Raw genomic sequence first — 14,646 nt, forward strand, 5'->3', positions numbered from 1 at the left:
CTCGTCAGGCGGACGGAACGGGGCGGATCAGGAGGACTTGCGGACGGACCAGCCGCCCAGCAGCCGGTCGAGAACGGCGTTGGCGTAGAGGCCGTTGGCGAGATGAACGCGCAGCCCCGCCGCTGCCGGGTGATAGGCCCAGAGCGGGAAGAGGGCCTGCGCGACCGCCACCGCACCGAAACTGATGACGGCCAGGACGATCAGCGCCCACTGCAGCGCACCCGGCGCGGGCGTCGGCGGCAGGGTGCCTGCCATCAGCCACTCCGACAGCGTCTGCAGCGCGAAGTAGCCCGCCGCGGCTGCGACCGAATAAAGCGCCGTCCGCGCGGTCAGGACCTTGGGCGCGGCGTCCGCCAGGCCCTGCGCGAGCAGGTAGGCCACGCCGAACACCAGGATGGCGCCGAGCGCGATCGCTTGCGGGGATTTCCCCCCGAAGCCGAAGACCAGCCCCACGAGGCCGTAGATCGCGAGCGCGGCGAGGAAGGCGCGGCCCACGGCCTTGCCGTCGGGAATGGCGATGGGACCCGGCCGGCGGATCGCGGCGACGCCCTCGACCGCGCTGCCCGCGGCGAGGAAGGCGTGCGCCTTGTAGAGCGAGTGCGCCACGATGTGCAGGAGCGCCAGCGGGAACAGAGCAAGGCCGCACTGCAGCACCATGAAGCCCATCTGCGCCACGGTCGACCAGGCGAGCGAGGTCTTCACCGCGGGCTGGGTGAGCATCACGAGGCCGCCGAACAGCGCGGTGAACCCGCCGATCATGACCAGCACCGCGAGCACGCCCGGCGACAGCAGCATCACGTCGGCGAAGCGGATCAGCACGAAGCCGCCGGCATTGATGATGCCCGCGTGCAGCAGGGCCGAGACGGGCGTCGGCGTCTCCATCACCTCGGTCAGCCAGCCGTGCGCGGGGAACTGCGCGGACTTGAGCAGGGCGGCGAGCGCGATCAGGACCGCGGCGGCGACGGCGGCGGCCGGTGCCTCGCCCGTCCGGGCGGCATCGAGGATCGCGGCGATGTCGCCCGTTCCGAAGGCGACCGCCAGCAGGACGGCCGCACCGAGCAGCGCCATATCACCCGCCCGCGCCGTGACGAACTTCTTGCGCGCCGCCCTCTGCGCCTGCACCCGGTCCGGATAGAACAGCAGCAGCCGGTGCAGGAACAGGCTCATGGCGACCCAGGCCGAGACGAGCTGGGCGAGGTTGCCGGCCTGCACGAGGAGGAGGACGGCAGCGAGTGCAAGGCACAGCCAGCCGGTGAAGGCGCCCTGGCGTGCCTCGCCGTCCATGTAGGTGCGGGCGAAGCGCAGGACGATCCAGCCCACGAAGGAGACGAGGAGCAGCATGGAGATGCTCACCCCGTCGAGGCGCACCGACAGGCCGATGCCGAGGACGCCGAGCAGCGGGCTCGTCGCGGGGCCATGCAGGAAAAGCAGGCCGAGGCCCCCGAGCGCCACCGCAAAGGCGGCGAGGGCGGCGCCTTCGGCGATCGCGGGCACCGGCGCGGGACGCAGGCCGGGACGGCGGAAGGCGAACGCGGCGGCGGCGAGCAGCAGGGCGGGTGCGAGCAGGGTCAGCAGATAGGTTGGCACCGGTCTTTCCTCACGAAGCGCATTGCGGTCAGGGCGCGATGTGGGTAGCAGGTCCGCGAGGGAGAAAAAAATTCATTGTTTTGGACAAAACGTTCGGTTTAGTAGAACGATCATGGCCGATCTGAACTACAATCACCTGCGCTATTTCCGCGCCGTCGCGCACGAGGGGAACCTCACGCGGGCCGCAGAACGGCTCAATCTCTCGCAGTCGGCGCTTTCTGTGCAGATCCGCAGGCTGGAGGAGCGGCTGGGCCATGCTCTGTTCGAGCGGCGGGGCCGGCAGTTGCACCTGACAGAGGCGGGGCGGATCGCGCTCGACTATGCCGATGCGATCTTCGCAAGCGGCGAGGAATTGGTCGGCACGCTGCGGCAGACCGGGCGCGCCCGGCAGGCCCTGCGCGTGGGCGCGCTGGCGACCCTGTCGCGCAACTTCCAGATCGGCTTCCTGCGCCCGGTCCTGGGCCGGGCGGACGTCGAACTGATCCTCCGCTCCGGCAGCCCCGCGGAACTTCTGCGCGCGCTGGAAACCCTGAGCCTCGACGTCGTGCTGACCAACCAGCCGCCTGCGCGGGACGCCGCGACCGCCTTCGTCTCGCACCGGCTGGCGGAGCAGCGGGTTAGCCTCGTCGGCACACCCGGCCGGCTCAGGGGCGGGGGTGGTCTGGCGGATCTGCTGGCCTCGCAGCCGGTGATCCTGCCCACGCCGGAAAGCAGCGTGCGCACGGGCTTCGATGCGCTCGCCGATCGCCTGGGACTGCGCCCGCAGATCGCGGCGGAAGTGGACGACATGGCGATGATGCGCCTGCTGGCGCGGGCGGGCGTCGGGCTTGCGGTTCTGCCGCCCATCGTCGTGAAGGACGAGCTGAACTCTGGCCTGCTTGCGGAGGCCGACCGCCTGCCCGGCATCGCCGAGACGTTCTACGCCGTGACGATGGCCCGGCGGTTCCCGAACCCGCTTCTGCGCACGCTGCTGGACGCCGGCGCCCGGGAACTGGACGCCGGCTGAGGCGTCACTTGAACGCGCAGCCCGCCTGCAGGCCCATCGCCTTGAAGATGCGCGCCGCCGGGCAGAAGCCCGTGAAGCCCGCCTGCAGCATGTTGAGGCCGACGAACGCCGTCAGCAGCAGCCACAGCGGATCGACAAAATAGGCCAGCGCCGCGCTGAGCAGGACCATGAAGCCTGCGAACGAGAGAACGGCATTGTCGATGGACATGGGTGTCTTCCTTTCGTCTCCGGACCGCGCAGCGGCGGTCTTGAAGTCAATCGGCCGACGGATGGGCCGCCGGCCCCATTGGTTGACACTATATTAGAGGCTGCGTATATTCGCAACCATGAAAGTGACATCCTCCGAAATCGCGTTTCCTGCCGGGGCGGCGGCAAACATCCTGAAGGCGCTGGCCCAGCGTCACCGGCTCGCGATCGTCTGCCAGCTTCTCGCGGGGGAACGGTCGGTGGGAGAGCTTGCGGGTATGCTCGGCCTGCGGGATTCCAACGTCTCGCAACATCTCGCGCTGCTGCGCCGGAACGGCGTGGTCCGCGCGCGGCGCGAGAGGCAGACGGTGCGCTACGGCATCGCGAGCCTTGAGGCACGTCAGATCGTCGAGACCCTGCACATGCTCTATTGCGCGCCTGACCCGGCGCAGCCTTGCTGAAGGATACCTCCCCATGACAAAGGCTTCCCTCTTCGCCGCGGCGGCGCTCGCCGCCTTCATGGCGCTCCCGGGTGCTCGGGCGCAGGAGGCGTTGACCGTCGCGCCCGTGCAGATCGCCGACGAGAAGGCCGTGTTCGCGACCGTGGAGAGCCGCAGCGTGGTTCCGGCGCGGGCCCGCATCGGCGGAACCTTGGTCACGCTTCGCGCCGGCGAGGGCGACCGGGTCGAAGCCGGCCAGGTCATCGGCATGATCGTCGACGACAAGCTGGCCTTGCAGATCCGCGCGCTCGACGCGCAGATCGCGGGGCTGGAGGCCCAGCGGGCGCAGGCGGCGACAGACCTCGGCCGTGTCGAAGCGCTGGTCAACCGCGGGACGCTGCCGACCGCGCGGCTGGACGAGATCCGCACGGCCCTGCGCGTTGCAGAGAACGCGCTGCAGGCGCGCCGGGCCGAGCGTTCGGTGCTGGTGCAGCGGACGAGCGAGGGGGAAATCGAGGCGCCCGCGTCGGGCCGCGTCCTCGACGTTCCCGTGACACTCGGCTCCGTCGTCATGCCGGGCGAGACCATCGCCACGCTGGCGGAGGAAAACCTCGTCCTGCGCCTGCGCCTTCCGGAGCGCCACGCGCGCTTCCTCAGCGTGGGCGATCCTGTCCGGCTCGACGGTGCGGCGATGCTGCGGGACGGGCGTGGGCGGGGCACCATCGGCCTCGTCTATCCGCAGATCGAGAACGGCCGCGTCGTCGCCGATGCGGAGGTGAAGGGCCTCGGCGATTATTTCGTGGGTGAGCGGGTGCGCGTCTGGGTCTCGGCTGGCACGCGCGAGGCCTTCGTGATCCCGGCGGACTATCTGTTGACGCGCTATGGCGTCGACTATGTGCACCTTGCGCGCGCGGACGCACCGCCCATGGAGGTGCCCGTCCAGCGCGGACGGCAAACGCCTGACGGTGTCGAGATCCTCTCCGGCCTCGCGGCCGGCGACCGGCTGGTGCGGCCATGAAGCTCGGCCTCTCCGGAAATCTGACGCGGGCGACCATCACATCGCCGCTGACGCCGCTCGCGCTCGTCGCCGCCATTGTCGTCGGGCTGATCGCGCTGGTCACCATCCCGCGCGAGGAGGAGCCGCAGATCTCCGTCCCCATGGTCGACATCCTGCTGCAGGCCGACGGGCTGAAGGCGCCCGACGCGGTCGAGCTTGTGACCAAGCCGCTCGAAGCCATCGTGAAGGGCATCGACGGGGTCGAGCATGTCTACAGCCAGACCGAGGACGACCGCGCCATGGTCACGGCGCGCTTTCTCGTCGGCACCGACGCCGACGACGCGATCCTGCGCGTGCACGAGAAACTGCGCGCGAACATGGACCAGATCCCGGTCGGCATCCCCGAGCCGCTGGTGGTCGGGCGCGGCATCAACGATGTTGCCATCGTGACTCTGACCCTCTCGCCCGAACCGGCCGCGAGCACCCGCTGGACGGGCCGCGACCTCTACCAGGTGGCGGAGGAGTTGCGCATGGAGCTTGTGAAGGTCGAGGACGTGGGCCTCAGCTTCATCTCCGGCGGCACGCCGGCGCAGATCCGGGTCGAGCCCGATCCGGAGAAGCTCTCGTTGTTCGGTGTCACCCTCCAGCAGCTGATCGGCAAGGTGCAGGGCGCGAACCGCTCCTTCCTCGCGGGCGCCGTGCGGCACGCAGGGAGCATGCGCACGGTGGTCGCCGGCCAGACGCTGACCGGCGTACCGGACATCGGTCTTCTTCTGCTCACAACGCGCGACGGACGCCCGGTCTATGTCCGCGACGTGGCAGACGTGGTGGTGGACGAGCACCCGCAGGAAGCACGCGTCTGGACGCTGGCCCCCGACGCGGGCGGCGACTGGCACGCCGCGCCGGCCGTTACGCTCGCCATCGCCAAGCGCGCGGGAGCGAACGCCGTCGTCGTTGCGGAGAACATCCTGCACCGGCTGGAGACACTCGAGGGCCGCCTGATCCCGGACGGCATCCGCGTCGAGGTCACGCGCGACTATGGCGAGACGGCGGACGAGAAGGCGAACGAGCTTCTGTTCCATCTTGCGCTCGCGACCGTGTCCATCGTGGTGCTGATCGCGCTCGCCATCGGCTGGCGGGAGGCGCTGGTGACCCTCGTCGTCATCCCGACGACGATCCTGCTCACCATGTTCGCCGCGAACCTGATGGGCTACACGATCAACCGGGTCAGCCTGTTCGCGCTGATCTTCTCCATCGGCATCCTGGTGGACGACGCCATCGTGGTGGTGGAGAACATCGCCCGCCACTGGGCCATGAAGGACGGCCGGTCCCGGATGCAGGCCGCCATCGAGGCGGTGGCGGAGGTGGGCAACCCGACCATCGTCGCGACCATGACGGTGATCGCAGCGCTGCTGCCCATGCTGTTCGTCTCCGGGCTGATGGGTCCCTACATGGCGCCGATCCCGGCGAACGCGTCCGCCGCGATGCTCTTTTCCTTCTTCGTGGCCGTGGTCCTCGCGCCCTGGCTGATGGTGAAGCTCGCGCCGAAGGGCGATGCGGCGGCAGCCGCCAGCGGGCACGACCCGCATGACGAAGGCGCGCTCGGCCGCATCTACAGGAAGATCGCCGCGCCGGTCGTGAAGAACCGGGCGACGGCGTGGACCTTCCTGCTGCTCGTCGGCTTCGGGACCGTCGCGTCGATGGGGCTTTTCGCCACGCAGCACGTGACGGTGAAGCTCCTGCCCTTCGACAACAAGTCCGAGCTGGCGGTCGTCCTCGACCTGCCGGAGGGGGCGAGCGTGGAGGAGACCGAGCGCACGCTGCTGAAAGCGGCCGAGATCGCGCAAGACCTGCCCGAGGTCCGCTCGATCCAGGCCTATGCGGGCACGCCTGCGCCCTTCAACTTCAACGGCCTCGTGCGCCACTACTATCTGCGCCAGTCGCCTGAACTGGGCGAGCTTCAACTCAACCTCGCGCCCAAGGGCGAGCGCGACCGGGTGAGCCATGCGGTGGCGCTGGACCTGCGCGAGAGGCTGAAGGCGCTGGCCCTGCCGGAAGGCGCGGTGCTCAAGGTGGTTGAGGTGCCGCCGGGACCGCCCGTGCTTGCCACCCTGCTTGCCGAGATCTACGGGCCCGACGCCGAAACCCGCCGCGCGGTCGCGCGCGAAGTGGAGGCGATCTTCCAGGAGGTGCCCTACATCGTCGACGTCGACACCTCCATCGGCGATCGGCGTCCGCGCCTGCGCGTCGCCATCGACCAGGACCGGCTCGAATATTTCGGTGTGGAGCAATCGGACGTCTACGACACGATCCGCCTGCTGCTGGGCGGCGTGCCCGTCGGCTATTCGCACCGGGGTGAGGGGCGCAATCCCATCGAGATCTCCGTGAGGCTGCCGAAGTCCGACCTCGCGTGGACCGAACGGCTCGCCGCGACGCCGGTGCCCGCGAACGCGCAGCCCGGCAATCGCGCGGTCGTGGAGCTGGGCGACGTGGTGCGCATCGCGGAGGAGGAAGGCTCGCCCGTCATCTTCCGGCGCAACGGCTTCTTCGCCGACATGGTCATGGCCGAGCTTGCAGGCGAATACGAGGCGCCGATCTACGGCATGCTGGAGGTCGCCGACCGGATCGAGGCGCGCGACTGGGGCAAGCTCAACCCGCCCACGATCCGCCTGAACGGCCAGCCGGAGGATGACAGCAAGCCGGTTCTTCTGTGGGACGGCGAATGGGAGATCACCTGGGTCACCTTCCGGGACATGGGGGCGGCCTTCGCGGTGGCGATCCTCGGCATCTACGTGCTGGTCGTGGCGCAGTTCGGATCCTTCAAGCTGCCGCTGGTGATCCTGACGCCGGTGCCGCTGACGCTCATCGGCATCCTGATTGGCCACTGGCTGTTCGGCGCGCCGTTCAGCGCGACCTCCATGATCGGCTTCATCGCGCTTGCGGGCATCATCGTGCGCAACTCCATCCTGCTCGTGGACTTCATCCGCCACGGGGCGCGGCCAGGCCTCACCCTGCGTGAGGTGATCGTCGAGGCGGGCGCGGTGCGCTTCAAGCCGATCCTGCTGACAGCCATCGCGGCGATGATCGGTGCGGCGGTGATCCTGCTCGACCCGATCTTTCAGGGGCTCGCGATCTCGCTCCTGTTCGGGCTTCTGTCCTCCACGCTGCTGACGGTGCTGGTCATCCCCGCGATCTATGTTGTGCTGCGGGACGCCGATGCGCCGGCGGTTGCGGGCACTGAGCCTGAGCCGGAGGAACGGACGTGAGGCGGGCGCTGATCGTCCTTGCCGGCCTCGCCGGGGCGGCGGGCGTCGCCGCGGCGGCGGTCGCGGCGCACGTCGGGGCCACGCGGATGGACACCGCCGCGCTCATGCTGATGGTGCATGCGCCCGCGCTGCTCGGGCTTGCGGCCCTCGCGTCCGCCGCGCCCTGGATGGCGCGGGCGGGCTTCGTGCTGGCGCTCGGCGTGGCGCTCTTCTCTGGCGACCTCGTCGCCCGGGACGTGTGGGAGGCGGGCCTCTTCCCCAATGCCGCGCCCATCGGTGGCGCGCTGACGATTCTCGGCTGGCTCGCGGTGGCGGCCTCCGCGTTCGGTCGGAAGGCCCGGCGGGATTGATCCGCGACCCCGCGGACGGCGTAATGGCATATGGCGCCGAGATCGATGGAGACTTCGGATGCGTACATACGGAATTCTGACTGCCTTGACGGTGGCGCTCGCCGTCTTTACCGCTTCCGGCCAGGGAGACGCCCGCATGACCGAGGGATCCGGCGCACACGTCTTCCGGTTCGAGGCGATCGAGGGCGGCCCGCTGCCGCTGTCGGACTTCGCGGGCAAGGCCGTGCTGGTGGTGAACACCGCCTCGCAGTGCGGCTTCACGCGGCAATATGCCGGGCTCCAGGACCTGTGGGAGGGCTACCGTGCGCGCGGCCTGGTCGTCCTTGGCGTGCCGTCGAACGATTTCGGCGGGCAGGAACCGGGCACGGAGGCCCAGATCAAGGAATTCTGCGAGGTCAATTTCGACGTCGATTTCCCGATGACCGCCAAGGTCCATGTCCGGGGCGGCGCAGCGCATCCCTTCTATGCCTGGGCGGCGGATACATTGGGTGCCGAGGCCGCCCCGCGCTGGAACTTCCACAAGTACCTGGTCGCGCCCGACGGCCGTCTCGTGGCGTGGTTCCCGACGCGGACGGAGCCGGACGATCCCGGCCTGAAAGCCGCCATCGAGGCGGCTCTCCCCTGAGTGCGGCTGGGCGCGCAGTTCGCATGACGGAATAACATTCCACTCCCCCGCCGGTCTTTGCTAGCAAGGGACGCGAAACCCGCATCGGCAAGCAGGGAGGGAAAGGGGTGAGCGAGGGCGCGCGCTACGGCTTCATCGGACTGGGCGTGATGGGGGAGCCCATCTGCCGCAACATGCTGACGAAATCGGGTGCGCCGTTCACGGTCCACGACCTGAACCCCGACCCCGTCGCCCGCCTCGCGGCAAAGGGTGCGCGTGCCGCCGTCAGCATCGCCGAGGTCGCGGCGGCGGCCGACACGATCTTCCTCTCGCTGCCCGGCGGCCCGCAGGTCGAGGCGGTGATCGCCGGTCCCGGGGGGCTGCTCGAGCGCGGTAGGGCCGGTCAGACCGTGGTCGATACCTCGACCGCGCCCGTGGGCCTGACCCGCGACCTGGCCGCGAAACTGGCGGAGAAGGGCATCCGCTTCGCCGACGCGCCGGTCGCCCGCACCCGGCAGGCGGCGGAGGACGGCACGCTCTCCATCATGGTCGGTGCCGACGAGGCGCTTTTCGCTGAAATCGCGCCGATGCTGCGCCATGCCGCGAGCGACGTGACCCTGTGCGGCGCTGTGGGTTGCGGCCAGGTGGTGAAGATCCTCAACAACATGGTCCTGTTCGAGACGGTCGTCGCCCTGTCGGAGGCGCTGGCGCTGGGCGAGGCCGCGGGCGTCGAGCGCCGTCACCTCTTCGAGACGCTCTCCAAGGGCTCCGCCGACAGTTTCGCGCTGCGCAATCACGGGCTGAAGGCGATGATCCCGGACCTCTTCCCCACGGGGGCCTTCCCAACCGACTATGCGCTCAAGGACGTCTCCTACGCGCTCGACCTCGCCCGCGAGACGGGCTTCGAGGTTCCGGGCGCGGCGCTTGCCGAGGCACGCATGAAGGCCGCGCAGGCCGCGGGACACGGCAAGGCCTATTTCCCCGTGCTTGCCCGCGTCATTGGCCGGAAGGACGGAGCGTGAGCGGTAGGGCCGGTCGGACCGGCGACGCGGAGGCCCTGTTGCGGGCGCACGACGTGCTCGTCGTGGGCGGCGGAAACGCGGCCTTGTGCGCGGCGATCCAGGCGCGCCGCGGCGGGGCGTCCGTCCTCGTCGTCGAAGCCGCGCCCAAGTTCTACCGCGGCGGCAACAGCCGCCATACCCGCAATCTCCGCTGCGCGCACGACGAAGGGAACGAGGTCCTGACCGGGCCCTACCCGGAGGAAGAGTTCTGGGACGACCTGCTGCGCGTGACCGGCGGCCAGACGGACGAGGCGCTCGCCCGCTTCACCATCGCGCAGTCGAAGGAGCTGTGGGACTTCATGACCGGCATGGGCGTGCGGTTCCAGCCCTCGCTCACCGGGTCGCTGAGCCTCGGGCGGACCAATGCCTTCTTCCTCGGCGGTGGGCGGTCGCTCATGAACACGCTCTATGCGACTGCCGAGCGCATGGGGATCGACATCGTCTACGAGGCGGAAGTGACGGCGCTCGATATCGAGGACGGCTTCTTCACCGCCGCCACGGTCGTGCATGACGGGCGGCCCTACCGGGTGGCCGCGCGGGCGCTGGTGGCGGCTGCCGGCGGTTTCGAATCCAACATCGAGTGGCTGAAGGAGTATTGGGGCGAAGCAGCGGAGAACTTCCGCATCCGCGGCACGCCCTACAATCGCGGCACGCTGCTGCGCATGTTGCTCGATGCCGGTGTGGAGCCCGTGGGCGATCCGAAGCAGTGCCACGCGGTCGCCATCGACGCGCGCGCGCCGCAGTTTGACGGCGGTATTGCCACGCGCCTCGACTGCATCGTCTTCGGCATCGTCGTGAACCGGGAGGCCCAGCGCTTCTACGACGAGGGCGAGGATTTCTGGCCGAAGCGCTACGCGATCTGGGGCCGCCTCGTGGCCGACCAGCCGGACCAGATCGGCTATGCGATCATCGACAGCCGGTCCGTCGACCTCTTCATGCCGTCGATCTTCCCGCCGATCGAGGGTCAGACCATTTCCGAGATCGCGGAGAAGCTGGACCTCGACGCGGCCGCGCTGGAGCGCACGGTGGCGGAGTTCAACGCGGCGGTACAGCCGGGCGACTTCGATCTCGCTGCGCTCGACGGTTGCCGCACGGAGGGGCTGACCCCGCCCAAGACGAACTGGGCGCGCCGGATCGAGACGCCGCCTTACCATGCCTACCCGCTGAGGCCCGGCATTACCTTCACCTATCTCGGCGTGCGGGTGAACGCGCGCGCGCAGATCCTCATGGAGGGGGGCATGCCCTCGGCCAACATGTTCGCGGCGGGCGAGATCATGGCTGGAAACGTGCTGGGCAAGGGCTACCTCGCCGGCATCGGTATGACCATCGGGTCGGTGTTCGGCCGCGTCGCCGGAACGGAGGCAGGACGCCATGTCCGGAACTGAGGCGCTGACAGAAGCGGACCGCCTGATGCGGATCTGCAATGCGTGCCGCTATTGCGAGGGGCTGTGCGCCGTCTTCCCGGCGATGGAGCGGCGGCGCACCTTCGCAGAGGGTGACCTGAACTACCTTGCCAATCTCTGCCATTCCTGCGGCGCGTGCTATTTCGACTGCCAGTATGCCCCGCCGCACGAGTTCGCGGTGAACGTGCCAAGGACGCTCGCGCGGGTTCGGGCGGAGTCCTACGCAGTCTATGCCTGGCCGCGTGCGCTGGCGGGCCTGTTCGCCCGCAACGGTATGGCCGTGGCGGTCATACTGGCGGTTTCGGTCGCGGCCTTTCTCGGCGGCTTCATGGCGGCGAGCGATCCAGCGACCATGTTCGGGCGCGTCACCGGGCCCGGCGCCTTCTACGCCATCATGCCGCACAATGCGATGGTCGCGCTGTTCGGCGCGGCTTTCCTCTATGCGATCCTCGCCATGGTCATGGGCTGGCGGGCCTTCTGGAAGGATACCGGGGCCAGCCTGCCGGTGCAGGTAGGGCGGGGCGGCCTGTGGCAGGCGATGCGCGATGCCGCACGGCTGCGCTACCTCGATGGCGGCGGCATCGGCTGCATGAACGACAGCGAGTATCCGACCGACCGCAGGCGGCACTACCACCACATGACCTTCTACGGCTTCCTTCTCTGTTTCGCGGCGACCAGCGTGGCCACGGTCTACCACTACGTCTTTGGCTGGATCGCGCCCTATGGCTGGTTCTCCCTCCCCGTGATCCTGGGTACGCTCGGGGGCATCGGCATCGTGGTCGGGCCGGTAGGGCTTCTGGCCGCGAAGCTGAAGCGCGACCCGGCGCTGACCGACACCGACAGCGCACGCGGCATGGACGCGGCCTTCCTGCTGATGCTGGCGCTGACGGGTCTGACCGGACTGCTGCTGCTTGCCCTGCGGGAGACGCCGGCGATGGGCACGCTGCTCGCCATCCATCTGGGCGTCGTCTTCGCGTTCTTCGTAACAATGCCCTATGGCAAGTTCGTGCACGGCCTCTACCGGTTCGCTGCCCTGCTGCGGCACGCGCTGGAAGGGAGGGCCGGGTAGGGCCTAGCCGCCCGGCCCCTTGAGCCATCCGGCCATCAGGCCTGGCGCGGGTGTGCCGAAGAGCCGGAGGCGTCCTGTCTGCTCCAGCACCAGAAGGCCGACCGCTTGCGCGATCCCGGCGGCTGTGCGGGCGCGGGGATTGGCGTCGCCCGCGCGGGCATACCGCCCCTCGATCAGGCCGAAGACGCGGATCAGCCGCTCGTTGAGCGCACGGTCGAGGTCCGACGAGAGCCCGGCAGGCTTCAACCCGCGAAACAGGTAGAGGCCGAGCGCAAGCTCGTCCGGTCTTGCCCGGTAGTACCGGAAAAAGGCGTCGAGCCCGGCCCGTGCCGCGGCGGCCGGGTCGCCTTCCGCCGCGACCGCGTCCGACACCGCCTGCATCAGCGCGCCGAGCTGTTCTGACAGGACGGCGGCGTAAATCTCCTCCTTGCCGCGGAAGAGCGGGTAGATCGCCCCCGTGGTGCAGCCGGCCTCCGCCGCGATGGCGCGCATGGACGCGGCCTCGAGACCATCCGCGACGAACACCCGCTTCGCCGCCTCGACGATCAGGCTGCGCCGGGTCTCCCTCAGCGTGTCCGCGCGCCGGTCCTTGGCAGCCCTACCGGTCGTGCCGGTCATTTCGGTGCGTTCATCGGGCGGTCGGCGGTCCAGTCATAGGTGCCGAGGTCGCGCTCGCGCACCGCCTGCTTCCAGCCCATCTCCTCCGCCCGCCGCTTGAAGGCGAGCCCCTCGGGCGAGTGCCGGGTAATACCGTCGAACACGGTCGCAAACATCTGGGTCTGGCGCAGGCCCATCGCCTCGACCGCCTGGTTGATCATCAGCTTGTGCATCATCAGCTGGTTGAGGGGGACGCCCGCGATCCGCTCCGCCAGCGCCTCGACCTCGGCATCGAGGCCGGCATCCGGCACCGCCTTGTGCACGAGGCCCATGGCCGCAGCTTCCACCCCCGTGATCTTGTCGCCGGTGAACAGCATCCGCCGTGCGACCTCCGCGCCCCCCCGATAGACCCACATCGCGGTGGTGGGGCAGCCCCAGACGCGGGCGGGCATGTAGCCGATCAGCGCGCTCTCGCCCATGAGCACGATGTCGGAGCACAGCGCGATGTCCGAGCCGCCCGCCACCGCATAGCCATGCACCTTGCAGATCACCGGCCGGTAGCTGCGCCAGAGGCTCATGAAGCATTCCGTATTCCGCATCATGAAGGCGTAGTCCTTCATCGGATCCCACGGCATGTCCTGGGTGACATTGTTGCCCCCCGCAGCCTCCGCGTAGGCCGTGAGGTCGTAGCCCGCGCAGAAGGCCTCCCCCGCGCCCGAGAGCACGATCACGTGCACGCCTTGGTCCGCGTTCGCCCGCGCGACCGCATCGGCCAGCGCCTGGGGCAGCTCGTCGTCGATGGCGTTCAGCACCTCGGGGCGGTTGAGCGTGATCCGCGCGATCCGTCCATCCTTCTCGTAAAGCACCTTGCTCATGCGCGTGTCCTCCGCTTCGCCGCCCCGGACGGCGCCCGCCAGGCCGCCGCCATCCTTATAATAACGGCGTTATGGAAAAATGCAGCAGTTATGACAAGGGTTGTCGGGCGGGCAGCTGAAAACCGAAAAGGCAGCTGTTCACGCAACTTGGCGCGAAGGTCTCCGGCCGCGTGCGAGGCCGGATGAGGTTGCGCGGCGCGCGCGGTCCCTCAGCCGTGCGGAACCTTTCGTGCCATCCCGTCGTACAGATCCAGCATGCGCTCGCGCCAGGCATGGACGGGGTCGTCTTCCTCGAGCAGCTGCAGCGGGCTCACGACGCGCGCCCACATGAAGCTTGCGAAGACGGCATAGTCGGCATAGTCCGGCGCATCGCCGCCGACGAAGGACTGCTGGCCTAGAACCAGCCGCAAGGGGGCGAGGCTCTTGCGGAAGGCAGGCAGCCGCGCCTCCCGGTCCTTCGCGATCTCGTAGAACGGCATGCCCATCCGTTTCTCGCGCGAGGTGCGGAAGTAGGCCGCCTGCTCCGGGTTCAGCAGGTCCGGGATGTCGCAGATGACGAGGCGCAGAACCTGGGCGCTGATCGTGACGTCCGTCCAGGCGATGACGAAGCGCACATGGGCCTTGTTGCCGTTGAAGAGTGAGGGGCGGTCGGGATAGGCCGCCTCCAGATACTCGGCGATCGCCCAGGAATCCGCCACCACCCGGTCGTCGTCGACGAGGACGGGCACCTTGTCCGAATTGGCGAACGCCAGCCGGTCGGCTTCGGTGAAACGCCAGGGCACGACCTCCGCCTCGAGCCCCTTGTGTGCAAGCGCAAGGCGCGAGCGCCAGCAATAGGGGCTGAAGCGCCGCTCCGGATCCGCGCCGCAAAGTTCGTAAAGCTGTCGTGTCATCGGGTGCTCCATGGTGGGATGCCGCCGACCGGTCTCCCGACCGTGTGTGTCACGAAGGCGGCCTGACGGCGGCCACAACCCTAGGCCCGGGCGCCCGGGGCGTCCATGCCTGCGGCAGGGGACGTGCGGGCAAAAAAAAGCGCGGAGCCAAAGGGGAGAGCTCCGCGCAAATCCGACAGGGATCGGATGAGGTTGAGTGCCGGAAGCTGCAGCATGTGACCGCTGCCGCTTCCGGCTGCTTATGCGACGAAAGTTGTACAGCAGGTCAGCTGGTCCGGCCAGATAAAAAGTCCGTACAAATGCGCGGGTCAG

14 protein-coding genes are annotated in these 14,646 nt (G+C 69.0%); 9 read left to right on the plus strand and 5 right to left on the minus strand.

The features are described 5' to 3' along the window. Positions 1-27: 27 nt before the first annotated feature. On the minus strand, positions 28-1,587 hold the full coding sequence (locus NJQ99_RS09905; protein WP_269332666.1) for a proton-conducting transporter transmembrane domain-containing protein: 1,560 nt from the start codon (positions 1,585-1,587) through the stop codon (positions 28-30). Positions 1,588-1,699: 112 nt separating this feature from the next. Between NJQ99_RS09905 and NJQ99_RS09910 the strand changes: the two genes are divergently transcribed. Next, positions 1,700-2,593, plus strand: a complete 894-nt coding sequence (locus NJQ99_RS09910; protein ID WP_269332667.1) for a LysR family transcriptional regulator — start codon at positions 1,700-1,702, stop codon at positions 2,591-2,593. A gap of 4 nt (positions 2,594-2,597) precedes the next feature. Here NJQ99_RS09910 and NJQ99_RS09915 read toward each other — a convergent pair whose 3' ends face one another. Continuing rightward, complete coding sequence (locus NJQ99_RS09915) at positions 2,598-2,801, minus strand: YgaP family membrane protein (protein ID WP_269332668.1); 204 nt, start codon at positions 2,799-2,801, stop codon at positions 2,598-2,600. 118 nt (positions 2,802-2,919) lie between these two features. Here NJQ99_RS09915 and NJQ99_RS09920 point away from each other — a divergent pair, with 118 nt between their 5' ends. From NJQ99_RS09920 to tcuB, 8 genes are all read left to right on the plus strand, one after another. Beyond that, on the plus strand, positions 2,920-3,240 hold the full coding sequence (locus NJQ99_RS09920; RefSeq protein ID WP_269332669.1) for an ArsR/SmtB family transcription factor: 321 nt from the start codon (positions 2,920-2,922) through the stop codon (positions 3,238-3,240). A 13-nt stretch (positions 3,241-3,253) separates the two neighbouring features. Then, positions 3,254-4,237, plus strand: coding sequence for an efflux RND transporter periplasmic adaptor subunit (locus NJQ99_RS09925; protein ID WP_269332670.1), 984 nt, complete (start codon positions 3,254-3,256; stop codon positions 4,235-4,237). Continuing rightward, positions 4,234-7,482, plus strand: a complete 3,249-nt coding sequence (locus NJQ99_RS09930; RefSeq protein ID WP_269332671.1) for an efflux RND transporter permease subunit — start codon at positions 4,234-4,236, stop codon at positions 7,480-7,482. Before NJQ99_RS09925 ends, NJQ99_RS09930 begins: the two co-directional genes overlap by 4 nt. Beyond that, on the plus strand, positions 7,479-7,832 hold the full coding sequence (locus tag NJQ99_RS09935; protein ID WP_269332672.1) for a DUF423 domain-containing protein: 354 nt from the start codon (positions 7,479-7,481) through the stop codon (positions 7,830-7,832). The genes NJQ99_RS09930 and NJQ99_RS09935 overlap by 4 nt, the downstream gene beginning before the upstream one ends. Positions 7,833-7,968: 136 nt before the next feature. Then, positions 7,969-8,457: a glutathione peroxidase gene (locus tag NJQ99_RS09940; protein ID WP_269332673.1), complete on the plus strand. Its 489-nt coding sequence runs from the start codon at positions 7,969-7,971 to the stop codon at positions 8,455-8,457. A 107-nt stretch (positions 8,458-8,564) separates the two neighbouring features. Continuing rightward, positions 8,565-9,458: an NAD(P)-dependent oxidoreductase gene (locus tag NJQ99_RS09945; protein WP_269332674.1), complete on the plus strand. Its 894-nt coding sequence runs from the start codon at positions 8,565-8,567 to the stop codon at positions 9,456-9,458. Next, on the plus strand, positions 9,455-10,882 hold the full coding sequence (gene tcuA, locus NJQ99_RS09950; RefSeq protein ID WP_331283310.1) for an FAD-dependent tricarballylate dehydrogenase TcuA: 1,428 nt from the start codon (positions 9,455-9,457) through the stop codon (positions 10,880-10,882). Before NJQ99_RS09945 ends, tcuA begins: the two co-directional genes overlap by 4 nt. After that, a complete protein-coding gene (gene tcuB, locus NJQ99_RS09955; protein ID WP_269332675.1) occupies positions 10,869-11,969 on the plus strand; it encodes a tricarballylate utilization 4Fe-4S protein TcuB in 1,101 nt (366 codons plus the stop codon). The genes tcuA and tcuB overlap by 14 nt, the downstream gene beginning before the upstream one ends. A 3-nt stretch (positions 11,970-11,972) precedes the next feature. On the opposite strand, the gene NJQ99_RS09960 is transcribed toward tcuB, so the two are convergent. From NJQ99_RS09960 to NJQ99_RS09970, 3 genes are all read right to left on the minus strand, one after another. Continuing rightward, entirely contained in the window at positions 11,973-12,587 is a 615-nt protein-coding gene (locus NJQ99_RS09960; RefSeq protein WP_269332676.1) for a TetR/AcrR family transcriptional regulator, read from the minus strand. Further along, positions 12,584-13,441 (minus strand): crotonase/enoyl-CoA hydratase family protein, encoded by an 858-nt coding sequence (locus tag NJQ99_RS09965; RefSeq protein WP_269332677.1) that lies wholly within the window; start codon positions 13,439-13,441, stop codon positions 12,584-12,586. The genes NJQ99_RS09960 and NJQ99_RS09965 overlap by 4 nt, the downstream gene beginning before the upstream one ends. A gap of 209 nt (positions 13,442-13,650) precedes the next feature. Then, positions 13,651-14,334 carry a glutathione S-transferase family protein gene (locus tag NJQ99_RS09970; protein ID WP_269332678.1) on the minus strand — a complete coding sequence of 228 codons (684 nt, stop codon included), beginning with the start codon at positions 14,332-14,334 and terminating at the stop codon, positions 13,651-13,653. Between the last annotated feature and the right edge of the window lie 312 nt (positions 14,335-14,646).

The organism is Futiania mangrovi, assembly GCF_024158125.1.
GTDB classification, from domain to species: Bacteria; Pseudomonadota; Alphaproteobacteria; order Futianiales; family Futianiaceae; genus Futiania; species Futiania mangrovi.

Excerpts from the sequence above, each read along its gene's own strand:
- NJQ99_RS09920 (WP_269332669.1), top strand. The coding sequence starts at position 2,920 with ATGAAAGTGACATCCTCCGAAATCGCGTTTCCTGCCGGGGCGGCGGCA.
- tcuB (WP_269332675.1), top strand. The coding sequence starts at position 10,869 with ATGTCCGGAACTGAGGCGCTGACAGAAGCGGACCGCCTGATGCGGATC.
- NJQ99_RS09915 (WP_269332668.1), bottom strand. The coding sequence starts at position 2,801 with ATGTCCATCGACAATGCCGTTCTCTCGTTCGCAGGCTTCATGGTCCTG.
- NJQ99_RS09970 (WP_269332678.1), bottom strand. The coding sequence starts at position 14,334 with ATGACACGACAGCTTTACGAACTTTGCGGCGCGGATCCGGAGCGGCGC.
- NJQ99_RS09930 (WP_269332671.1), top strand. The coding sequence starts at position 4,234 with ATGAAGCTCGGCCTCTCCGGAAATCTGACGCGGGCGACCATCACATCG.
- NJQ99_RS09940 (WP_269332673.1), top strand. The coding sequence starts at position 7,969 with ATGACCGAGGGATCCGGCGCACACGTCTTCCGGTTCGAGGCGATCGAG.
- NJQ99_RS09965 (WP_269332677.1), bottom strand. The coding sequence starts at position 13,441 with ATGAGCAAGGTGCTTTACGAGAAGGATGGACGGATCGCGCGGATCACG.
- NJQ99_RS09925 (WP_269332670.1), top strand. The coding sequence starts at position 3,254 with ATGACAAAGGCTTCCCTCTTCGCCGCGGCGGCGCTCGCCGCCTTCATG.
- NJQ99_RS09910 (WP_269332667.1), top strand. The coding sequence starts at position 1,700 with ATGGCCGATCTGAACTACAATCACCTGCGCTATTTCCGCGCCGTCGCG.
- NJQ99_RS09960 (WP_269332676.1), bottom strand. The coding sequence starts at position 12,587 with ATGACCGGCACGACCGGTAGGGCTGCCAAGGACCGGCGCGCGGACACG.